The sequence below is a fragment of the Pedobacter sp. NO84 genome (genome assembly GCF_059703915.1).
This window is the reverse complement of sequence record NZ_AP046575.1, coordinates 3,078,933-3,096,639: the sequence shown is the minus strand read 5'-3', so window position 1 is coordinate 3,096,639 and position 17,707 is coordinate 3,078,933. Positions and strand designations below refer to the sequence as shown.

General features: G+C 38.8%; 19 protein-coding genes. 8 read left to right on the top strand and 11 right to left on the bottom strand.

Going from position 1 to position 17,707, the window contains the following annotated elements:
* Positions 1-14: 14 nt before the first annotated feature.
* A complete protein-coding gene (gene hutU / locus AC6H0V_RS13610) occupies positions 15-1,682 on the bottom strand; it encodes a urocanate hydratase (RefSeq protein WP_497560737.1) in 1,668 nt (555 codons plus the stop codon).
* A 110-nt stretch (positions 1,683-1,792) separates the two neighbouring features.
* On the opposite strand from hutU, the gene AC6H0V_RS13605 reads away from it, so the two are divergent.
* Both AC6H0V_RS13605 and AC6H0V_RS13600 read left to right on the top strand, forming a co-directional pair.
* Positions 1,793-2,083, top strand: a complete 291-nt coding sequence (locus AC6H0V_RS13605) for a hypothetical protein (RefSeq protein WP_497560736.1) — start codon at positions 1,793-1,795, stop codon at positions 2,081-2,083.
* Positions 2,084-2,209: 126 nt separating this feature from the next.
* Complete coding sequence (locus AC6H0V_RS13600) at positions 2,210-4,504, top strand: TonB-dependent receptor (RefSeq protein WP_497560735.1); 2,295 nt, start codon at positions 2,210-2,212, stop codon at positions 4,502-4,504.
* A gap of 123 nt (positions 4,505-4,627) precedes the next feature.
* On the opposite strand, the gene AC6H0V_RS13595 is transcribed toward AC6H0V_RS13600, so the two are convergent.
* The 4 genes from AC6H0V_RS13595 to AC6H0V_RS13580 are packed head-to-tail and all read right to left on the bottom strand — an operon-like array spanning position 4,628 to position 5,875.
* Entirely contained in the window at positions 4,628-4,948 is a 321-nt protein-coding gene (locus tag AC6H0V_RS13595; protein ID WP_497560734.1) for a hypothetical protein, read from the bottom strand.
* An 11-nt stretch (positions 4,949-4,959) separates the two neighbouring features.
* A complete protein-coding gene (locus AC6H0V_RS13590) occupies positions 4,960-5,244 on the bottom strand; it encodes a hypothetical protein (protein WP_497560733.1) in 285 nt (94 codons plus the stop codon).
* A gap of 22 nt (positions 5,245-5,266) precedes the next feature.
* The gene (locus AC6H0V_RS13585) at positions 5,267-5,422 is read right to left on the bottom strand and encodes a hypothetical protein (RefSeq protein ID WP_497560732.1); all 156 of its coding nucleotides are present in this window, start codon (positions 5,420-5,422) and stop codon (positions 5,267-5,269) included.
* A 24-nt stretch (positions 5,423-5,446) separates the two neighbouring features.
* The gene (locus AC6H0V_RS13580) at positions 5,447-5,875 is read right to left on the bottom strand and encodes a hypothetical protein (protein WP_497560731.1); all 429 of its coding nucleotides are present in this window, start codon (positions 5,873-5,875) and stop codon (positions 5,447-5,449) included.
* A 122-nt stretch (positions 5,876-5,997) separates the two neighbouring features.
* Here AC6H0V_RS13580 and AC6H0V_RS13575 point away from each other — a divergent pair, with 122 nt between their 5' ends.
* From AC6H0V_RS13575 to AC6H0V_RS13560, 4 genes are read left to right on the top strand one after another with little or no spacing between them, the layout of a single operon-like run.
* Positions 5,998-6,825, top strand: a complete 828-nt coding sequence (locus AC6H0V_RS13575) for an ABC transporter ATP-binding protein (RefSeq protein WP_497560730.1) — start codon at positions 5,998-6,000, stop codon at positions 6,823-6,825.
* Between the two features lie 7 nt (positions 6,826-6,832).
* Positions 6,833-7,627 (top strand): hypothetical protein, encoded by a 795-nt coding sequence (locus tag AC6H0V_RS13570; RefSeq protein ID WP_497560729.1) that lies wholly within the window; start codon positions 6,833-6,835, stop codon positions 7,625-7,627.
* Positions 7,628-7,645: 18 nt separating this feature from the next.
* Entirely contained in the window at positions 7,646-8,035 is a 390-nt protein-coding gene (locus tag AC6H0V_RS13565; protein WP_497560728.1) for a GntR family transcriptional regulator, read from the top strand.
* Entirely contained in the window at positions 8,025-8,879 is an 855-nt protein-coding gene (locus tag AC6H0V_RS13560) for a GIN domain-containing protein (RefSeq protein WP_497560727.1), read from the top strand. Before AC6H0V_RS13565 ends, AC6H0V_RS13560 begins: the two co-directional genes overlap by 11 nt.
* 96 nt (positions 8,880-8,975) lie before the next feature.
* On the opposite strand, the gene hutH is transcribed toward AC6H0V_RS13560, so the two are convergent.
* Positions 8,976-10,472: a histidine ammonia-lyase gene (gene hutH / locus AC6H0V_RS13555; protein ID WP_497560726.1), complete on the bottom strand. Its 1,497-nt coding sequence runs from the start codon at positions 10,470-10,472 to the stop codon at positions 8,976-8,978.
* 90 nt (positions 10,473-10,562) lie between these two features.
* On the opposite strand from hutH, the gene AC6H0V_RS13550 reads away from it, so the two are divergent.
* On the top strand, positions 10,563-11,546 hold the full coding sequence (locus AC6H0V_RS13550) for an alpha/beta fold hydrolase (protein WP_497560725.1): 984 nt from the start codon (positions 10,563-10,565) through the stop codon (positions 11,544-11,546).
* Between the two features lie 110 nt (positions 11,547-11,656).
* Here AC6H0V_RS13550 and AC6H0V_RS13545 read toward each other — a convergent pair whose 3' ends face one another.
* On the bottom strand, positions 11,657-12,670 hold the full coding sequence (locus AC6H0V_RS13545; RefSeq protein WP_497560724.1) for a Gfo/Idh/MocA family oxidoreductase: 1,014 nt from the start codon (positions 12,668-12,670) through the stop codon (positions 11,657-11,659).
* 87 nt (positions 12,671-12,757) lie between these two features.
* Here AC6H0V_RS13545 and AC6H0V_RS13540 point away from each other — a divergent pair, with 87 nt between their 5' ends.
* Entirely contained in the window at positions 12,758-13,132 is a 375-nt protein-coding gene (locus tag AC6H0V_RS13540) for a hypothetical protein (RefSeq protein ID WP_497560723.1), read from the top strand.
* An 88-nt stretch (positions 13,133-13,220) separates the two neighbouring features.
* Here the strand turns inward: AC6H0V_RS13540 and AC6H0V_RS13535 are convergent, their stop codons facing one another.
* The 4 genes from AC6H0V_RS13535 to AC6H0V_RS13520 all read right to left on the bottom strand — a co-directional run bounded on the left by AC6H0V_RS13535 (position 13,221) and on the right by AC6H0V_RS13520 (position 17,620).
* Positions 13,221-13,901, bottom strand: a complete 681-nt coding sequence (locus AC6H0V_RS13535; RefSeq protein ID WP_497560722.1) for a YiaD family glycine zipper/OmpA-like lipoprotein — start codon at positions 13,899-13,901, stop codon at positions 13,221-13,223.
* Between the two features lie 269 nt (positions 13,902-14,170).
* Entirely contained in the window at positions 14,171-14,863 is a 693-nt protein-coding gene (locus AC6H0V_RS13530; RefSeq protein ID WP_497560721.1) for an ABC transporter ATP-binding protein, read from the bottom strand.
* 2 nt (positions 14,864-14,865) lie between these two features.
* Positions 14,866-16,338 (bottom strand): DUF5687 family protein, encoded by a 1,473-nt coding sequence (locus AC6H0V_RS13525; RefSeq protein WP_497560720.1) that lies wholly within the window; start codon positions 16,336-16,338, stop codon positions 14,866-14,868.
* Between the two features lies 1 nt (position 16,339).
* Positions 16,340-17,620 (bottom strand): replication-associated recombination protein A, encoded by a 1,281-nt coding sequence (locus AC6H0V_RS13520; protein ID WP_497560719.1) that lies wholly within the window; start codon positions 17,618-17,620, stop codon positions 16,340-16,342.
* Positions 17,621-17,707: the final 87 nt, after the last annotated feature.

Sequence of the window (17,707 nt, the reverse complement as noted above, 5' to 3'; positions counted from 1 at the left end):
TCGGATGACTTAAGTCATCCGATGACTAACTTATGTTTTCTTAATGTATCTTTTGCAATATCATATCCTGCATCAGCATGCCTAATTACACCCATAGCGGGATCATTGTGTAAAACACGCTTGATTCTAACGGCGGCATCAGCAGTTCCGTCGGCAACAATTACCATGCCTGCATGGATAGAATAACCTATGCCCACTCCTCCTCCATGATGTAACGATACCCAGCTTGCACCTCCCGCAGTATTGATCAGTGCATTTAAAATTGGCCAATCGGCAACAGCATCCGACCCATCTAACATCGCTTCGGTTTCTCTATTTGGAGAAGCCACCGAGCCTGTATCCAGATGATCCCTCCCAATAACAATCGGCGCTTTTACTTTTCCATCAGCCACGAGTTGATTAAAAGCTAAACCGGCCTTTTCTCTTTCGCCCTGCCCAAGCCAACAAATGCGAGCGGGCAAACCTTGAAATGCAATCCGCTCCTGCGCCATATTAATCCATTGTTTTAAACTTTCATTTTCCGGAAAAAGTTCGAGAATAAGTTTGTCTGTTTCGTAAATATCCTGGGGATCTCCACTCAGCGCAGCCCACCTAAATGGACCTTTTCCTTCACAAAATAGTGGTCTGATGTAAGCAGGAACAAATCCGGGAAAGTCGAATGCATTTTTAACGCCGGCCTCCAAAGCCCTTCCGCGAAGGTTATTTCCGTAATCAAATGTTATCGCTCCCCGTTTTTGCAGTTCGAGCATTTGCCTCACGTGCTTGGCCATGGTGGCATAAGAGCGTTTGGTATATTCTTCAGGATCAGTTGTCCTTAAAGAATTGGCTTCCTCAACACTTAATCCCTCTGGGAAATAGCCGATCAAAGGATCGTGCGCTGATGTTTGATCAGTTAAGGTATCAGGAGTAATATTTCGATCTATTAATCTTTGCAATAATTCAACGGCATTGCACACCACACCAATTGAAAGCGCTTTATGTTCTTTTTTATAGGTCAAGGCCCTATCAATGGCTTCATCTATATCATAGCAGATCTCATCGATATACCTTGTTTCGAGCCTCTTTTTAATCCGCCATTCTTCCACATCGGCCGCAAGGCAAATCCCTTGGTTCATGGTTATGGCAAGCGGTTGTGCCCCGCCCATGCCTCCCAACCCCGCAGTCACATTTAAAGTGCCCTTTAAGTTGCTGTTAAAATGTTTTTTGGCAAGTGCCGAATAGGTTTCATACGTTCCCTGTACAATGCCCTGAGAACCGATGTAGATCCATGAACCCGCTGTCATCTGCCCGTACATCATTAAGCCTTTATCTTCCAGTTCGTCAAAATGTTGTTGTGTTGCCCACTTTGGAACCAATTGCGAATTGGAAATCAAAACCCTAGGAGCATCTTTGTGCGTTGGTAAGATACCCACCGGTTTACCCGATTGGATGAGTAATGTTTCATCTTCTTCTAGGTTTTTGAGTGCTTTTATAATCAGAATAAGCGACTCTTTATTGCGCGCAGCTTTACCCCTTCCCCCATAAACGATCAGGTCTTCGGGCTTTTCGGCCACGTCCGGATCAAGGTTGTTTAATAGCATGCGTAGTGCTGCCTCCTGCACCCAGCCTTTACATGTTAATGTAGTTCCGGTTGGAGTTTGCTTTATTTTTAAATTTAAACCTGCATCAGTTTCTGTAGTCATATCAAGGCAATGTTACATATCAAATGTAGAAATTAATTGTTATTTGTTTAGGTTTGCGCTAGAAATTGAAAAAGAAACGATCACATATCCTTAGAGTTTTAACTCTCTTTTTGCTTGGGGTATTCGCCATTGCCATTACGCCGTGGGCATCGTTACATAATCATGAAGCTTTGGTTAATTTACCCAAAGAAAAAAATTGTAAGCATCAGTTTCATGTTAAGCAACAAGAAAACACCTGTTTAATCTGTGCTGCTCATTTCGAAAAAAACTATACGGTTTATAGCCATTCATACATCGCCTTTTTTTATAGTAAGCTGATCACTATTGAAAGGCCTATCGTTGGCAGTTCTTTTACCGCACTTATTTCTACCTCATTAAGAGGCCCCCCTTCATTTTCATAATATTTAAAAGACACGATAAGCGATCTCTGCTTATCTCTATTATTTATCAATCCGATGAATGGTTTATGCTTTTGTACCAAAGGGACTCCTTTGGAGTGTACAGCCAACGTCGTTTAACTTATGATTATGAAAAAAATACACCTCATATTGGTTGTACTACTTACTTATATTGCACCTCCCACATTGGCAGCAGACTTTGCCGATTTTAAAGGGAAAGTTACCGATGCCACTACAAAAGAGCCTTTGGTGGGTGCAACTGTTTACATTTCCGATCTAAAAGCCACTACAACTACAAATGCCACAGGCGATTTTACCTTTAAGAATATACCCACAAAAGGGAAATTCTTGGTTGAAGTGAGATATCTTGGCTATAAGACTGCTTCACAACTCTTTGATCTTGCTACTAATGTTTCGTTAAACTTCGAAATGCAACCTTCGGTGATCGAAAGTGCAGAAGTGGTAGTTACTGGAACGCCATACAGTGCCAATAGTAAAACCAATAGTTTAGCCGTAGTTTCTGTAAATAGAGAAAAATTGACCCAAGCTGCGGGTACTAACCTGGTTGATGCTATTGCTAAAGTCCCTGGGATTTCTCAAGTAACCACCGGTGGCGCCATTTCAAAACCCTCCATTCGTGGTTTAGGATATAACCGGGTGTTAACCATGGTTGATGGGGCCAGAGAAGAGGCGCAGCAGTGGGGAGACGAACATGGCGTAGAGATAGATCAATTTTCTGCCGCTCGGATAGAAATTTTAAAAGGACCGGCCAGTTTACTTTATGGTTCTGATGCATTGGGCGGAGTGATCAATATTATTGATGATTTTGTTCCTGGTCAAGGAGAGTTTAACGGAAACTTTACCTCAAGCTATAGCTCTAACAACGGATTAACAGGATCATCGTTGATGTTGCAGGGAAATACCGATGGCTTTGTTTATCGTGGCCGGGCATCCTATAAAAATGCTTACGGATTTGGATACAAGGATAATGCAGTTCCAAATTCTGGATTTAATGAAACTAATTTTAGCACCATGCTGGGGCTAAATAAAACCTGGGGCTATGCGCATTTAAGCCTTTCGAAATTCGGAACCAATATCGGACTGGTTGAAGAGGGCCCCGATGCCAGTGGCGATTATTTGGACGAAAATGGGGATGTAATTAGAGCTAGCGAGGCAAGAAGCAGAAAACTCGGACTTCCTTACCAGAAAATCAATCATTATCGCGCCGCGTTAAATAGCAATGTACTGCTGGGCGGAGGGCAATTAAAGACGACATTGGCCTTTCAGCGGAATGTGCGAAAAGAATTCGAAGAAAGTAAAGACGCGCCCGGATTGTTCTTAAACCTAAACTCTTACACCTACGATGTAAAATACACTTTTGCCAATGGCGGAGTGTGGGAGCCAACGTTAGGGGTTCAGGGCATGCATCAAACTAACCTTAATTCGGGCGATGAATTTCTGATTCCGGATTATACCAGTGATAATATTGGTGCATTTGCTTATTTGAAGCGGAACTTTGAGAAAGGTGCTATTAATGCGGGGATCAGATACGATTATAAAAATGTGGATGGTAAATCGCTTTTTGATGGTACAAAGCAAGTCTTTACTGCTTTCGAAAATAGCTTCTCAAATATCTCCGGCTCATTGGGCTTATCTTTTGAATTGGCCAAGAACCTAGTTTTTAGAGGCAATGTGGGATCTGGATTTAGAGCACCAAATATTGCCGAACTTGGAGCAAACGGTTTACATGAAGGAACATTTAGATTTGAAATAGGAAACAGCGCCCTAAAACAAGAGACAAGCTTGCAGTTTGATTTGGGTTTAACCTATGAGGCAGAAAAAGTTACCCTTGGCTTAAATGCCTATAGTAATCGAATCTACAACTATATCTACCCTGGGAATTTTGGCAATGAGATCACCTTTTATACGGCAGATGATGGCAGCACAAGTACCTTACCCGTTTATCGCTTTGTGCAAACCGATGCGGATCTAGTAGGGGGAGAAGCCTCGATTGATGTTCACCCGATCAAATCGTTACATTTCGAAAATTCATTTGCCTACGTTAGGGGAAAAAATCTGGCTGATGGTTCGGCCCTGCCTTTTATTCCAGCTGCAAGTCTAATCAATGAGCTACGTTTTGAACCCACTATAACAGGATTGAACGATAGCTTTATCAAAATTGGCTTAACCAATGTCTTTAAACAAAACCGTTTCGATAGTTTCGAAACAGAAACTGATGGCTATACCTTAATTGATGCGGGTATCGGTACTTCTTTAAAGATTAAAAACGAGAAGATCCATGTTTGGCTAACCGGACAAAATTTAGGGGACAAACTTTATTTTAGCCACCAGAGCAGGTATAAACCGGCAGGGATTTACAATACCGGTAGGAATGTGAGTGTTGGATTGAGCGTTCCCTTGTAGACTTACGAAGTCTTAAGACTTCGTAAGTCTAGATTTAGGCACAGATGCACGGATGTAATCCTATCTAAGCATCTGTGGCTTTTATTCAACCTCCAGTCTGCTATTTATCGAAAATCACACTATCTAATCAATTATAAGTTTTTTGGTCAGCAATAGGGAATTTGGAGCAAGGGGTAGAACGGGAGTGTAATTATCTGGGCAATCATTGCTCTTAACATCGGATTCAATCCCATAGGTTAGTCTTATGGTTCCATTTGTAGGGTTAAGATTAAGGAAAACCTGACCAGAATCGTTGTAGCAATTGCCTGTAAAATCTAAACGGTAAATTGACGTACCCGTGTGAAAATTATCTCCAGTAAAACCATTTGATTTTTCGTTTTTATTTGTGTTCGTATAAATAACATTTCCTGCATTATCCTTAACTGTTATCCATACTTTAAGCAAATCCCAACTTTTTAGGCTTTCAGGGTAAGTTTTATAAGCAAGCTTTTTGATAAAAGATAATTCGTAATTTCGGTTATTGGTGCTCCCTGTCCAAACTCTACAAATTGGTCAAGCTCATTATCTACATCTTTGATGTAAGTAATATCATCACCTTTATCGGTTCTATCAATTTCGTCGCGATAGTTATTTCTTAATATTTCAAAAGCCCTGAGCGAAATGGTACGTTGCGCATAGCAACCAGCGGTTATTGTAGTAAAGCTAATTAACAACACTAATGTTTTTATTATATTTTTCATTATTTTAATTATTGGGTTATACCTAGCAATCTTTTTTATTTTTGGTTCCATCTGAGTTTAATTCAATGGTTTTTACATTTCCATTGTTATCAATCTGATATAACTTTACACCAGTTACCCCCATCTTTTCTTTTAAGAATCGTAAAAAGCCTTCTTCAAGATCAGTAAAATTTTTCATAAAATCTCTATAATCATTTCTCCATTAATTACCTCCAAAGCTTGTGTTAATGTCGTTAGCGGTGCCTGAAAATTTAATCATATAATGACCTGTACGGGTTACCATTGAGACATAATAGGGGGAAAAATCATTGCTTGTTACGTTTTCATTAACCGTATTCATAAGAATGTTAACGTCTCCTGGTGTAAACATTCTTATAGGCTTAATTGGAGTTACTGTGCCAGCTATTAGGTCAGTAATGAGATAATCATCGAGATGATTATGTATAAAGCCCTTGGTATTTGCATCTGGATTTGCATTGAGCGAATTGTCGCCATTATTAGTTGTTGCGTCAAAACTACCATCTTTTTTCTCCTGATACCCTGTTTCCTTTTGTAATTTCGTTTTTCCTTTTAGGTCGGCAGCCTTTTCCTTATAGGCATTGCCAGTTTGAACAAACAGACGTGATTTCACTTCAAATCCATTGAAATCAACTATCGACTATGGACCTCTTTTTTTAAAAAATTTCACAAATAATTTGGTAGTTCCAAAAGTTCCTCATACTTTAGTGTATTATTTAACTAATACAGTAGAATATGATTAAAATTAATAACCTCAATTTTGGTTACAGCAAGCATAAACTATTATTCAAAAATCTTGACATGCAGTTAAGTGCAGGTCACATTTATGGTTTATTGGGTAAGAATGGTGCAGGCAAATCAACATTACTTAAAAATTTAGCGGGATTGGTATATGCCCAGAGTGGTAATCTGGATGTAATGGGATTTGATCCTGCAAAAAGACAACCTGCATTGTTAGCTCAAATCTGTTTCATTCCGGAGGAATTTTACCTGCCTTCCGTAAAGATTGATTCTTACGTAAATGCTAATGCCGCATTTTACCCAAATTTTGATCATGGATATCTTGCCGCTTTGTTGGAGGAGTTTGACATTCCGGTTAACCAGAAACTGATCAACATGTCTTATGGGCAAAAGAAAAAATTCATCATCGCTTTTGGCCTGGCCACGCAAGCGAAAATAATTATCATGGACGAGCCAACCAATGGACTGGATATCCCGTCTAAGGCACAGTTCCGTAAAATTATGGCCTCGGCCTTAACGGAGGATCGGTGCATCATCATTTCTACTCACCAGGTTCGTGATCTGGATAATTTAATTGATACCGTAATCATGCTCGACGATAGTAGCGTCGCATTAAAGGCATCTATTGAAGAGATTACCAGCAAGCTTTGCTTTAAACGTGTAAAAGAATTAGATGAAACCGTAATCTATGCAGAACCTTCGTTAAGCGGTTTTAATGCAGTTTTGCCAAACGTACATGATGAAGATAGCAAGCTAGATATCGAACTGTTGTTTAACGCAGTATTGGCAGAAAAAAATAAGTTGAAACCAATTTTTAATTAAGAAAGACATGAACAATACATTTAACATACAACGTTTTGGTCTTTTGCTGAAGAGGCAATGGCTAGAATTTGGGAAGATCTATTTGATTATTTTAGGAGTAGCATTGGGGATAATCGTTGCATTTTATGGCTTCGGGCTATGGGATCAATTATTTGAAGGAGTAGCATTTCAATCACGCAATTTCGAATTTAGATTTCCATTATTTGCAATTTTTGGGTTTATCTTCATTAGCATTATAGCCAGTAACTATTATGCTCATTTAGGGCAAAAGCCAAAGGCGATCATAGATTTACTGATCCCCGCATCAACCTTTGAAAAATTTCTTGCCGGGATATTCTTTACAGCCATCCTCCCAACGTTGAGCTTTATCATTCTATTTTATTTAACAGATCTAGCGTTTGTAGCTAAGATAAGAGCAATGTACCCGAGTGAAGCGGTCGCTGCTAACTCTTCGGATGGCTTGGATTTTTTCTTTACCAACCACAATCCGAATAGGTTTATACCATTATATGTACTCCCGTTTTTTATAACCAGTATATTTTTATTGGGTTCAATTTATTTTAACCGGTTCCATTATATTAAAACGGCGATTTCGGTGATGATTTTCTCAGGGATATGGACATATATCATCTTTAAGCTGAGTGAAGCTTTGTTTGCGGGCAGAGTCACTATAGATAGGGAGAATAGAATAATGGGGGTTACTGAGCTAGGAGCAGAACTTTTAGCGATGTTGCTACTGATTGTATTAACATTAATATTTTGGAGCATTACCTACGTACGCCTTAAAGAAAAAGAGGTTTAATTTTAATCGCACAGAGCTATGGAATTTAGAGATAATAAGGCTATATACCTTCAGATCGCAGAATATGTTTGCGAACACATCCTGTTAGGTAAATGGAAGGCCGACGAAAAAATCCCTTCGGTAAGGGAAATGGCGGTAGACCTAGAGGTTAACCCCAATACGGTAATGCGTACATACGAACTTTTGCAGCAAAAAAACATAATTAATAACAAACGCGGAATCGGATTTTTTGTAACCGATGAAGCCTTAGCAAATGTAAAAGGATATCGGAAAACAGAGTTTATGAACGATGAATTGCCAGTAGTTTTTAGAAATGTGTATTTGTTGGGCATTGGTTTCAACGAACTACAGGATCGCTACACCAGTTTTGTTAAAGAAAATTTTAATCCTAAAAAAAATGAAGACTAGCAATAAATTATTAATCGCCTTTGCCTCGGCACTTATTCTAATTCCGATCTTAGGAATGATATATGTTTCTCAGGTTAACTATAAACCAGGAAAGTATACGGATATCGTAGAGCCTAAGCTCGAAAACTTTAGCACGGAGACAAAACACATGTCGAGCATCGCAATAGGCACATCTTTTCAATCAATTAACTTTGGGGATGCAAAGCAACAATTGCTCAACATCACATTTATTAAGGATGAAAAATTTGGCATAAAAATTCCCACTGAATATAAAGATCAGATATCTACCACGGTAGACGCCGCTGGACAATTACAAGTGGTAGTTAAGAATATGGCAAATGATAATGATAGAAGACATTATATAGATATTTATGTTTATGCGCCCACTTTAAAGGAAGTGAACGTAACCCATGCCGATGCAGCTTATATAGTCGCTAGTGTTGACTCACTTAAATTTAATGTTAAAAATACGGGCTCGGCTAGCGTAGGAAGGGGAACCCATATTAAGTTTTTGAGCTTTACTGCTAATGGGGTGCCAGAAATTAACTTCAATCAGGATGATGTGAAATCAATGTCATTAAACCTGGCCAACAGCAGTTTCAGGAGCCAATCAAATTCTTATGATAATCTTTCTATTGCTACCACCGGAGATTGTAAGATCTCTATTATGGGCAATTACGATCAAGAAAATAAGTACCTGATCAATAACCTAGTTTTAAATACAGTTGGCAAAGCGGATGTTAAATTAGAAAACATAAAAACCCATAGCTGCGCTGGAAGTTTTTCAGATCAAACCACGGTACAAATGCCTGCTGTTAATATCAACCAGATGTATAAAAAATAATCCCCTCTTAATTACGCGGAGCATACTTATCACGATGCTTCGCGTTTTTAAGCTAAACAACCCCACATGATATTAATTTTTATAATTCTTTGGATCCTAAGCTAAGGCAAGATCATAATCTTTCATAAACCTGATGCTCTCGCTAATATCAGTTGATAAAATGCGATCGGCATCATTAAATGAAACCATTTTTCGATAACTGGCAACTACCGCCTCTAGTTGTGGAGACGATTTTTCCGGTCTTCTCAAATCTAAGGCCTGGGTTGAGGTTAACAATTCTATCGCTAAAATCCTTTCCAGGTTATCGCAAACCCGTAAACATTTGGTAGCGGCATTTGCCCCCATGCTTACATGATCTTCTTGTCCATTGCTGCTTACAATACTATCAACAGAGGACGGCGTGCATAATTGTTTGTTCTCGCTGGCAATAGATGCTGCGGTGTATTGGCTTATCATCAATCCCGAATTTAATCCTGCGTTTTTTACTAAGAAGGGAGGTAATCCGCGTGTCCCAGAAATGAGCTGAAAAGTTCTCCGTTCAGAAATAGATCCCAATTCGGCCAATGCGATACATAAAAAATCTAAGGTTAAAGCCAAAGGCTGACCGTGGAAATTCCCTGCTGAAATAATCAGGTCTTCGTCTGGAAAAACATTCGGATTATCCGTAACCGAGTTCATTTCGGTTTCAAAAACCGATTGGATATAATTGATACTGTCTTTACTTGCTCCATGTACCTGTGGCACACAACGAAAAGAATAGGGATCTTGCGTTTGTTTTCCAGGTCTATCAATCAGTTCACTTCCTTTTAACCACTTACTTATGTTTTGCGCCGTTTTAATCTGCCCTTGATGAGGCCTGATCATATGGCTTAGGCTTAAAAAGGGGTCGATCCTACAATCGAAGGCATCAATAGAAACGGCAGCGATAAGGTCTGCCCAAGCTATAAATCGCTGCGCTTTTAACAGACATAAGGTGCCATATGCACTCATAAACTGGGTCCCATTTATTAATGCCAAGCCTTCCTTGCTCTGAAGTTTGAGGGGTTCCCAACCCATTTTTTCATGAAGTTCTATGGCATTAAATTGCTGTTTATTATAGCAAACCCTTCCTTCGCCAATCAAAGGTAGGGAAAGATGCGCTAAAGGGGCCAAATCTCCAGAAGCACCTAGTGAACCTTGGGTATAGATTACCGGAAGAACATCGTGATTGTAAAAATCAATCAATCGCGTTACCGTGGTTAACGCAATAGCAGAATGGCCATAGCTTAAAGATTGGATCTTAAGTAGCAACATCAGTTTTACCAACTCTTTTGGCACTTCCTGCCCAGTACCACAAGCGTGGGATAAAAGTAGGTTATGCTGAAGTTGAGTAAGGTTTTCGGCCCCTATTTTCACATTTTGTAAATACCCAAATCCTGTATTTATGCCATAAATTGGCTCAGAATTGGTGCTTAGTTTATCGTCTAAATAGTGCCTGCATTTTTTAATCCGCTCAATCGCCGAGGGACTTAATCTTAGTTTGACCTTCTTTTCAACTATATCTTTGATCACAGCTAGAGACAACAGTCCCGACCCTATTTCATAATCACTCATGTATTTTTATTTGGTGTCCAAAAGTATAAATAAACCTCAAATTTAACACAATTGCATTGTCAGATTGTTTTTTAACATCAACACCTAGCTATGAAAAGAACATACTGTTTAATAATCGCAGTTCTATGCGCCACTATTTCACTTAAAGCGCAAATACAGGATACCCTATCCATTACATTAGAAAATGTAAAATACGCCTATCCGGTCCACTTTTTTAATGTCAATACAGAAGGGCAGGCACTAAAGATGGCATACATGGATGTTCAGCCCACACAAACTGCTAATGGTAGGGTAGTTATCCTTTTTCATGGCAAAAATTTTGGTGGTTATTATTGGACTAATGTAATCAAGCAATTAACACAGGGTGGATTTAGGGTTATTGTTCCTGATCAGATCGGCTTTGGAAAATCTTCTAAGGCATTTATCCATTATAGTTTTCATGAAATGGCCAAATGGAACAAACTATTGTTGGATAGCTTACACATTCAACAAGCTACAGTTTTGGGCCATTCGATGGGAGGAATGTTGGCTACCCGATTTGCGTTAATGTACCCAGAGAAAACTGAAAAATTGCTATTAGAAAATCCTATCGGATTGGAAGATTATAAAACTTTTGTTCCCTATATTTCTACTGCAGAACAATATCAAACCGAGCTGAAATCTACAGCAGAAAGCATCAGAAAATATTATCAGGGTTATTTTGTGAAATGGAAACCAGAATATGAAGATCTGGTGCGCATTGCAGCCGGAGTTAACTTTAGTGCAGATTATCCCCGATGGGCTAAAGTTGCCGCCATGACATACACTATGATTTATGAGCAGCCCGTAGTTTATGAATTTGCTAATGTGAAAGTGCCAACCGTTTTATTTATTGGAAAGGAAGATAAAACTATTGTCGGTAAAGCATTACTTAGTGCAGCAGAACAAGCTAAACATGGGCAGTACAAAATCTTGGGCAAAGCAACTGCTGATAAGATCCCCAATGCCAAATTGGTTGAATTTGAAGGAAGCGCCCACATTCCCCACCTAGAAATCCCAGACGAGTTTTTAGCAGCGCTGATGAAGAACATTTGATAAGATGTAAGATGTAAGATGGGAAGATGTGAGATGGAAAATGTGCTTAAGTACATCTTCCCTGCCTTTCCGGCAGGCAGGCATTTTACATTTACATCTTACATACAGCTCTAGCTTTCCAATATCTCTAATTGAGCAACGATGTCTTCTTCAGTAATAGGATAGGGGAGATCATTTACGATGCTTTGATAAACGGCCTCAAAAATGCGGTTATAATCTCCTTTTTCAGAAGGGATGATTTCAGTAGTTCTCCCTCCATCGGGTGTAACTAATGTTAATTTTCCCGCATCGGCTGGATTTTCTTTTCCATACACAGCCGCAGTGGGCTTCATCCCTGATAATAGCTGTTCTTCTTGCACGTCGGCATGGTTTTTAACAAATGATCCCATCATTCCATTTATAACAAAAGCATAGTGAATATCAGCAACCAACATGCTGGCGGTTAAAAACACGTTCAGTTCATTGGGATAACTCAATTGGATGGCAAAATAATCATCCACTTTTGTATTAGCTCTGTTTTTAGTGAGCACTTTATGGTAACTTAATGGTTTACCAAAAAGGCTAATGGCCTGATCTAATAAGTGCGGGCCAAGATCATACGACAATCCACTGGCTGGATAGGGCTCTTCTTTGAATAATTTTGGGCCAATCTCATTTCGGTAGCGATCATAGCGAAAGTGGACCTCCACCAATTTTCCAAGCTTCCCACTTTCAATTACTTTCTTAACCGCATTAAAACCACTATCATACCTGCGATTTTGATAAACCATTGCTTTTTTCCCAACCGACTTGACTAAATCAATTAATTCTTTTGCCTGAGCTACCGTGGCGGCGAACGGTTTTTCAACTAAAATATGTTTTCCCGCCTGCAAAGCTTGTTTTGAATATTCGTAATGGGTGTAACTTGGGGTGTTTACTATCACTAATTCGATAGAATCATCTGCCAATACCTCTTCAACGCTGTTATAACCAACAATATCAGGATAATCTTTATGGGCAATTTTATGGTTGCGTTCTACAATCCCCTGCAAATGAAAACCAGGATGTGTACTTACAAATGGAGCATGAAATACTTTGCCAGACATTCCATAAGCCAATAGGGCTGTGTTGATTTTACGGTTCATATACAAAGCTAAAAAATTATCGTCCATAGACAATAGACCAATGGCCTATTCACTAACGTCCATCGACTATTAACTGTATATTTGCATATGAAACCAGCAGAGATACATGCCAAATGGAAATTGCTACAAACTAAAATTTCCGATGAGTTCCAATCAGACGATATTCCAGATCTGAAGGTTATTTTATTTCTTATAGGCGTTCAGGAATTAGGCAAAGGTCCTGGTAAATATAGTAAAAGGCAAAAAGAAGAATTGATGCACATTGCCACCTGTAGGCTACTTAGCGAAATGGGTTTCTATGAATTAGAAGGTTTGGATCAAGATGGGTGGCCGCATTGGAAATTAATGAAGCCCGTTCCTTCCTATGCGTTAATGGAACAGGAGCTTTTGCTCAAATCTTTGGCGATCACGTATTTGGAAGATATCTATTCATCGGATGACTTAAAGTCATCCGATGAATAAAAAAAGCCTCATTGTTTTACAATGAGGCTTTTGCATAGATAGATATCTATATACTCATCGGATGACTTAAGTCATCCGATGAGTAGTATTATTTTCCTTGTTGCGCAGCTTCTTTTTTCAACTGGTCATTGGCTACAATTACAATCTCTACTCTTCTGTTTGCAGCTCTACCTTCTTCAGTAGCATTATCACCAATAGGTTCAGCATAACCTTTACCTACAGTAATTAATCTAGATGATGGTACACCTTGCGAAACTGCATAAGCTTTTACGGCTGCAGCTCTTTTTTGAGATAGAGTCATGTTATATTCTTCTGTACCACGACTATCAGTATGTCCAATTACCCTAACATCAGTTCCTGGATATTGATTTAAGGATGCTGCCAAAGTTTGGATATTTGTCATCGCTTCTGGTTTTAAAGCAAATTTGTCGAAATCAAACAAAATTCCACTATCAAATTTTACGATAATACCTTCACCTTCACGGATAACTTCTGCATTAGGAATTGCATTTTGGATTTCTGCGGCTTGTTTATCCATACGTTTTCCGATAAAACCACCAGCAGTACCACCAACGGCTGCGCCAATAATAGCACCAACTGCAGTGTTACCGGCTTTTTTGCCAATTATACCACCAATTACGCCACCTGCTGCAGCACCAATACCAGCACCTTTTTGTGTGTTGGTTAAACTATCACAGCCTTGAAAGCTCATTGCACCCAATGAAAGGGCTATGCTTAATGTTGCTATTTTAAATTTTGAAGTCATCATTTTATTCTTTTTTAGTTAATAACCTAACATTATTCAAACGCAGTGCCAAGTATGTGCTGTGTCTTTAAATAATAGGTAGCGTTATTTTGCAATCCTATTTTATAGGCTCAAAGCAAGCATTATTAATGAATGAAATAGCGTTAAAAATTGAATGGTCAATTAAAAACCCGATAGTCTGGCATTTAATTGACCATAATTCTATACAATTTCGCTAAGAGCAGAGCGTTTGGAGAAGGGCGTTCAGATCGCTCATCGCTTAACGCAAGAGGTTATTCGCTAAAATAAGCTTCCAGTTCTTTCAGTGTATTCTCGTCGGTATGGAAATCTTTAATTACCAATCCTTTTTCCAATAGGATAATGCGATCGCACACATCGGTTACATGATTTAAATCATGACTTGAGATAAAAGTAGTCATGCTATGTTGATGATCTTTTAAGATTTTTTTGAGACGAATTTGCGTCGTCGGATCTAGGTTTGCAAACGGTTCATCCAAAATCAGTATTTCGGGTCTTTGCATTAGAGCGGCCGCAATCCCAACCTTGTTTTGGTTCCCTTTTGAGAAATCTCTAATGTATTTTCCGCTGTTTAAAATCTCTCCGTTAAAAAATTCCTTATAACTCATCAAATAAGCATTAACATCAGCTATGCTCAGATTTTGTAAGCTGCCGATAAAAACGAAATATTCTTCAGGAGTAAGGTAATCAATCAAAAACCCTTCATCCAGGAACGATGCGGTATAGTTTTTCCAGCTATCATTTTTCATTACATTTTCGCCCTTTGAGCATACTTCACCCTGTGATGGCCTGATCAGATCAAGTAGCATTCGGAAAAAGGTGGTTTTCCCAGCTCCATTATTACCAACAAGACCAACGGTTTCACCTTGTCTAATTTGTAAGTGATCTATATTTACAACGGTTTTATCGCCATAAATTTTTTTCAAATTTTTAACTTCTAAAATCATAATTATTCTCTAAAGCCTTCGGCTATTTTATATCGTTGTTTTTCAAATTGTTTTGCAAGAAAGTTAATCCAAAAGCTTCGGGTTAAAAGCATGATGAGACCAAATATGGAAACCGAGATCAAACCCCAGTAAGGTTTATTAAAGATTCCAAAGGGAAGATACAAGGCATAAGGCACTAACGCAAATGGGATCGTAAGCAGCCATTGTGTGGCTCCAATTCCTTGATAATTAAAACTCGCACTTTTATTGATATCTATTCTCTTGTAGTTAAAAGTTGCAAGATAAAGTACCAAAACCGTACAAAATCCGATATTGTACAGGTAGGCGGCTATATGGAGTAAAAGAAGTTTAGGACTAAGAAAGCCATAAAAACTTGCCAAAATGGTAATGATGGTACAGGCAATGGTGAAGAGTAGAAATTTAGCCTTTAAATAATCTTTGACATTGATTTTATTGATCAAAATCCCGTCGAAATGGGCGCTTTGCCAAGCAAACATAAATTGCCCATAGCCCAGAATAGAGAAGCCGGTCATAAAAATGGCCCCAAACATCATTTGGCCAAATGCATCTTTTGCCAAGGCTTTTTCTTTATAAAAAATAAACCCGTAACATAAAAAGAAAATCCCCATTATAACCGAATTCCTAGAGCGCTTATGGCGAAGGATCAATTTTAGTTCAAGTGCAGCGAGTTCTCCAACTTTCCCAAAGCGGTTAAGGAACGCGTAATCCGTGCTTACTTTTTTCTCCTTCTTTTTACTTAATTCCTCAACATAGAGATTGCGCTGTAAAAAATTAGAATTGTATAAAAAGATCCCTAAAGCAGCCAGGGTAAAAATAAAACCTAGGTAAGGATGCAGGGCTATGGCGCTGAAAACATAATTTGAAGCTGCCATAATAGAAATTATCTTGTAATATTCTAATGCGGCAAGTGCGCCAATTATTACAAATCCGATAATAGTGTAAGAGGCATTGGTAATCGATTTTCTTTTGATGTATAAAACCAGGTAATTATTAAATACAACAATAGAAAAAATAGAAACGATATACATTAAAGTAGCAATTGCTCCATAGGCGGCCAATATATTGATAAAGCAAAAAGGTAGGAACAAAAAGAACGGTAACAGATTAAATGCTGAAAAAAGTGCCTTAACATTTAAAAATCTGATGATTTTAGCTTTAGGGATATTTAAATGTAGATAGGGTATGATACTTAAGGTAGGTAGCTCTTGCAATTGCATCCGCATTAAAAAATCTATCCCGAAATAATATAAGATCAATCCGTTAAAACTTACAATAACTGATTGGTTCGGAAAGATTTCTGGCAAAAAATGGGACATTCCAAATCCCAATCCAACGGCGATTGCCAAAAAATAAAGCATAAAAAAGCCAAGAAAAATTTGAGCGGCCACACTTCCAGCTTTATTTCTACTGCGCCAAAAATCTTTCCACTGGTGACTTAAAAAAGTTGATAGCATATTAATAGTTGTATTTGTTTTTCCAATTTAGTCTTAATTTTTCTCTCATTTTTTCTTCCGCAGGATTTTTTCCCGGATCGTACAGCTTAGTGCCGCTCAATTGTTCGGGAAGATATTCTTGCTCGGAAAAATTCCCATCGTAACTGTGCGAATATTCGTAGTCTTTTCCATAGCCGATATTCTTCATCAACTTTGTTGGTGCATTGCGGATATGAAGTGGTACGGGTAAATTACCAGTTTGTTTAACCAGCGCCTGTGCCTTATTTATAGCTTCATAACTTGCATTGCTTTTGGCCGAAGAAGCGAGGTAAGTTACACATTGTGCCAAAATAATTCTTGCTTCTGGATAACCAATCACATTTACGGCATTGAAGCAATTATTAGCCAATAGTAAGGCGTTTGGATTGGCGTTCCCAACATCCTCTGATGATAAGATGAGTAACCTTCTAGCAATAAACAAAGGATCTTCACCTCCTTCAATCATTCTGGCGAGCCAATAAACGGCGGCATTGGGATCGCTACCGCGGATAGATTTAATAAATGCAGAAATAATATCATAATGCTGCTCGCCGGCTTTATCATACAAGGCCAAGTTCTGTTGTGCATGGGAAAGCACATTTTCGTTGGTTAACTCTATTTTATCACCACCAATGCCATTGATGGCAATTTCTAATACATTTAACAACTTTCTCGCATCGCCGCCCGATAAACGAATAAGTGCTTCGTGCTCTTTGATAGTGATCTGTTTTGTAGAAAGAATCTTATCTTTTTTTAGCGCGGTTTGCAACAAACCTGCTAAGTCTTCTTCACTTAGGGCCTGCAAAATATATACCTGACATCGAGATAGCAAAGCCGATATGACCTCAAAAGATGGATTTTCGGTAGTTGCGCCGATTAACGTAACCAAGCCACGTTCTACTGCTCCCAATAAACTATCCTGTTGCGATTTGCTAAACCGATGGATCTCGTCGATAAACAAAATGGGAAGGCCCAAAAAGCTGTCTTTAAGAGCAGCGGCTTTCTCAATAACATCTCTAATATCCTTAACACCCGAATTGATGGCGCTGAGGTTAAAAAAAGGTCGGTCTAGGCTTTGAGAAATGATATACGCTAACGTAGTTTTGCCTACTCCCGGGGGACCCCAAAAAATCATGGAGGGCAGCTGACCACTCTCTATTGCTTTGCGCAAAACCGCATCCGCACCAACAAGGTGTTGCTGACCAACATATTCATCCAGATTTTGTGGACGCATCCGTTCTGCTAATGGCGGTAGATTTTGCATAGATAAAGGTAGCTATTTTAAGCTTTACCACATAGAAACATAGCAAACATAGAAAAGTTCAACCATCCAAAAAAGTTTGTCGCACTG

Coding starts and splice junctions, on each gene's coding strand:
- AC6H0V_RS13535 (WP_497560722.1), bottom strand. CDS start 13,901: ATGATGACTTCAAAATTTAAAATAGCAACATTAAGCATAGCCCTTTCA.
- AC6H0V_RS13575 (WP_497560730.1), top strand. CDS start 5,998: ATGATTAAAATTAATAACCTCAATTTTGGTTACAGCAAGCATAAACTA.
- AC6H0V_RS13570 (WP_497560729.1), top strand. CDS start 6,833: ATGAACAATACATTTAACATACAACGTTTTGGTCTTTTGCTGAAGAGG.
- AC6H0V_RS13530 (WP_497560721.1), bottom strand. CDS start 14,863: ATGATTTTAGAAGTTAAAAATTTGAAAAAAATTTATGGCGATAAAACC.
- AC6H0V_RS13560 (WP_497560727.1), top strand. CDS start 8,025: ATGAAGACTAGCAATAAATTATTAATCGCCTTTGCCTCGGCACTTATT.
- hutH (WP_497560726.1), bottom strand. CDS start 10,472: ATGAGTGATTATGAAATAGGGTCGGGACTGTTGTCTCTAGCTGTGATC.
- AC6H0V_RS13525 (WP_497560720.1), bottom strand. CDS start 16,338: ATGCTATCAACTTTTTTAAGTCACCAGTGGAAAGATTTTTGGCGCAGT.
- AC6H0V_RS13585 (WP_497560732.1), bottom strand. CDS start 5,422: ATGAAAAATTTTACTGATCTTGAAGAAGGCTTTTTACGATTCTTAAAA.
- AC6H0V_RS13590 (WP_497560733.1), bottom strand. CDS start 5,244: ATGAAAAATATAATAAAAACATTAGTGTTGTTAATTAGCTTTACTACA.
- AC6H0V_RS13540 (WP_497560723.1), top strand. CDS start 12,758: ATGAAACCAGCAGAGATACATGCCAAATGGAAATTGCTACAAACTAAA.
- AC6H0V_RS13600 (WP_497560735.1), top strand. CDS start 2,210: ATGAAAAAAATACACCTCATATTGGTTGTACTACTTACTTATATTGCA.
- AC6H0V_RS13520 (WP_497560719.1), bottom strand. CDS start 17,620: ATGCAAAATCTACCGCCATTAGCAGAACGGATGCGTCCACAAAATCTG.
- AC6H0V_RS13545 (WP_497560724.1), bottom strand. CDS start 12,670: ATGAACCGTAAAATCAACACAGCCCTATTGGCTTATGGAATGTCTGGC.
- AC6H0V_RS13565 (WP_497560728.1), top strand. CDS start 7,646: ATGGAATTTAGAGATAATAAGGCTATATACCTTCAGATCGCAGAATAT.
- hutU (WP_497560737.1), bottom strand. CDS start 1,682: ATGACTACAGAAACTGATGCAGGTTTAAATTTAAAAATAAAGCAAACT.
- AC6H0V_RS13550 (WP_497560725.1), top strand. CDS start 10,563: ATGAAAAGAACATACTGTTTAATAATCGCAGTTCTATGCGCCACTATT.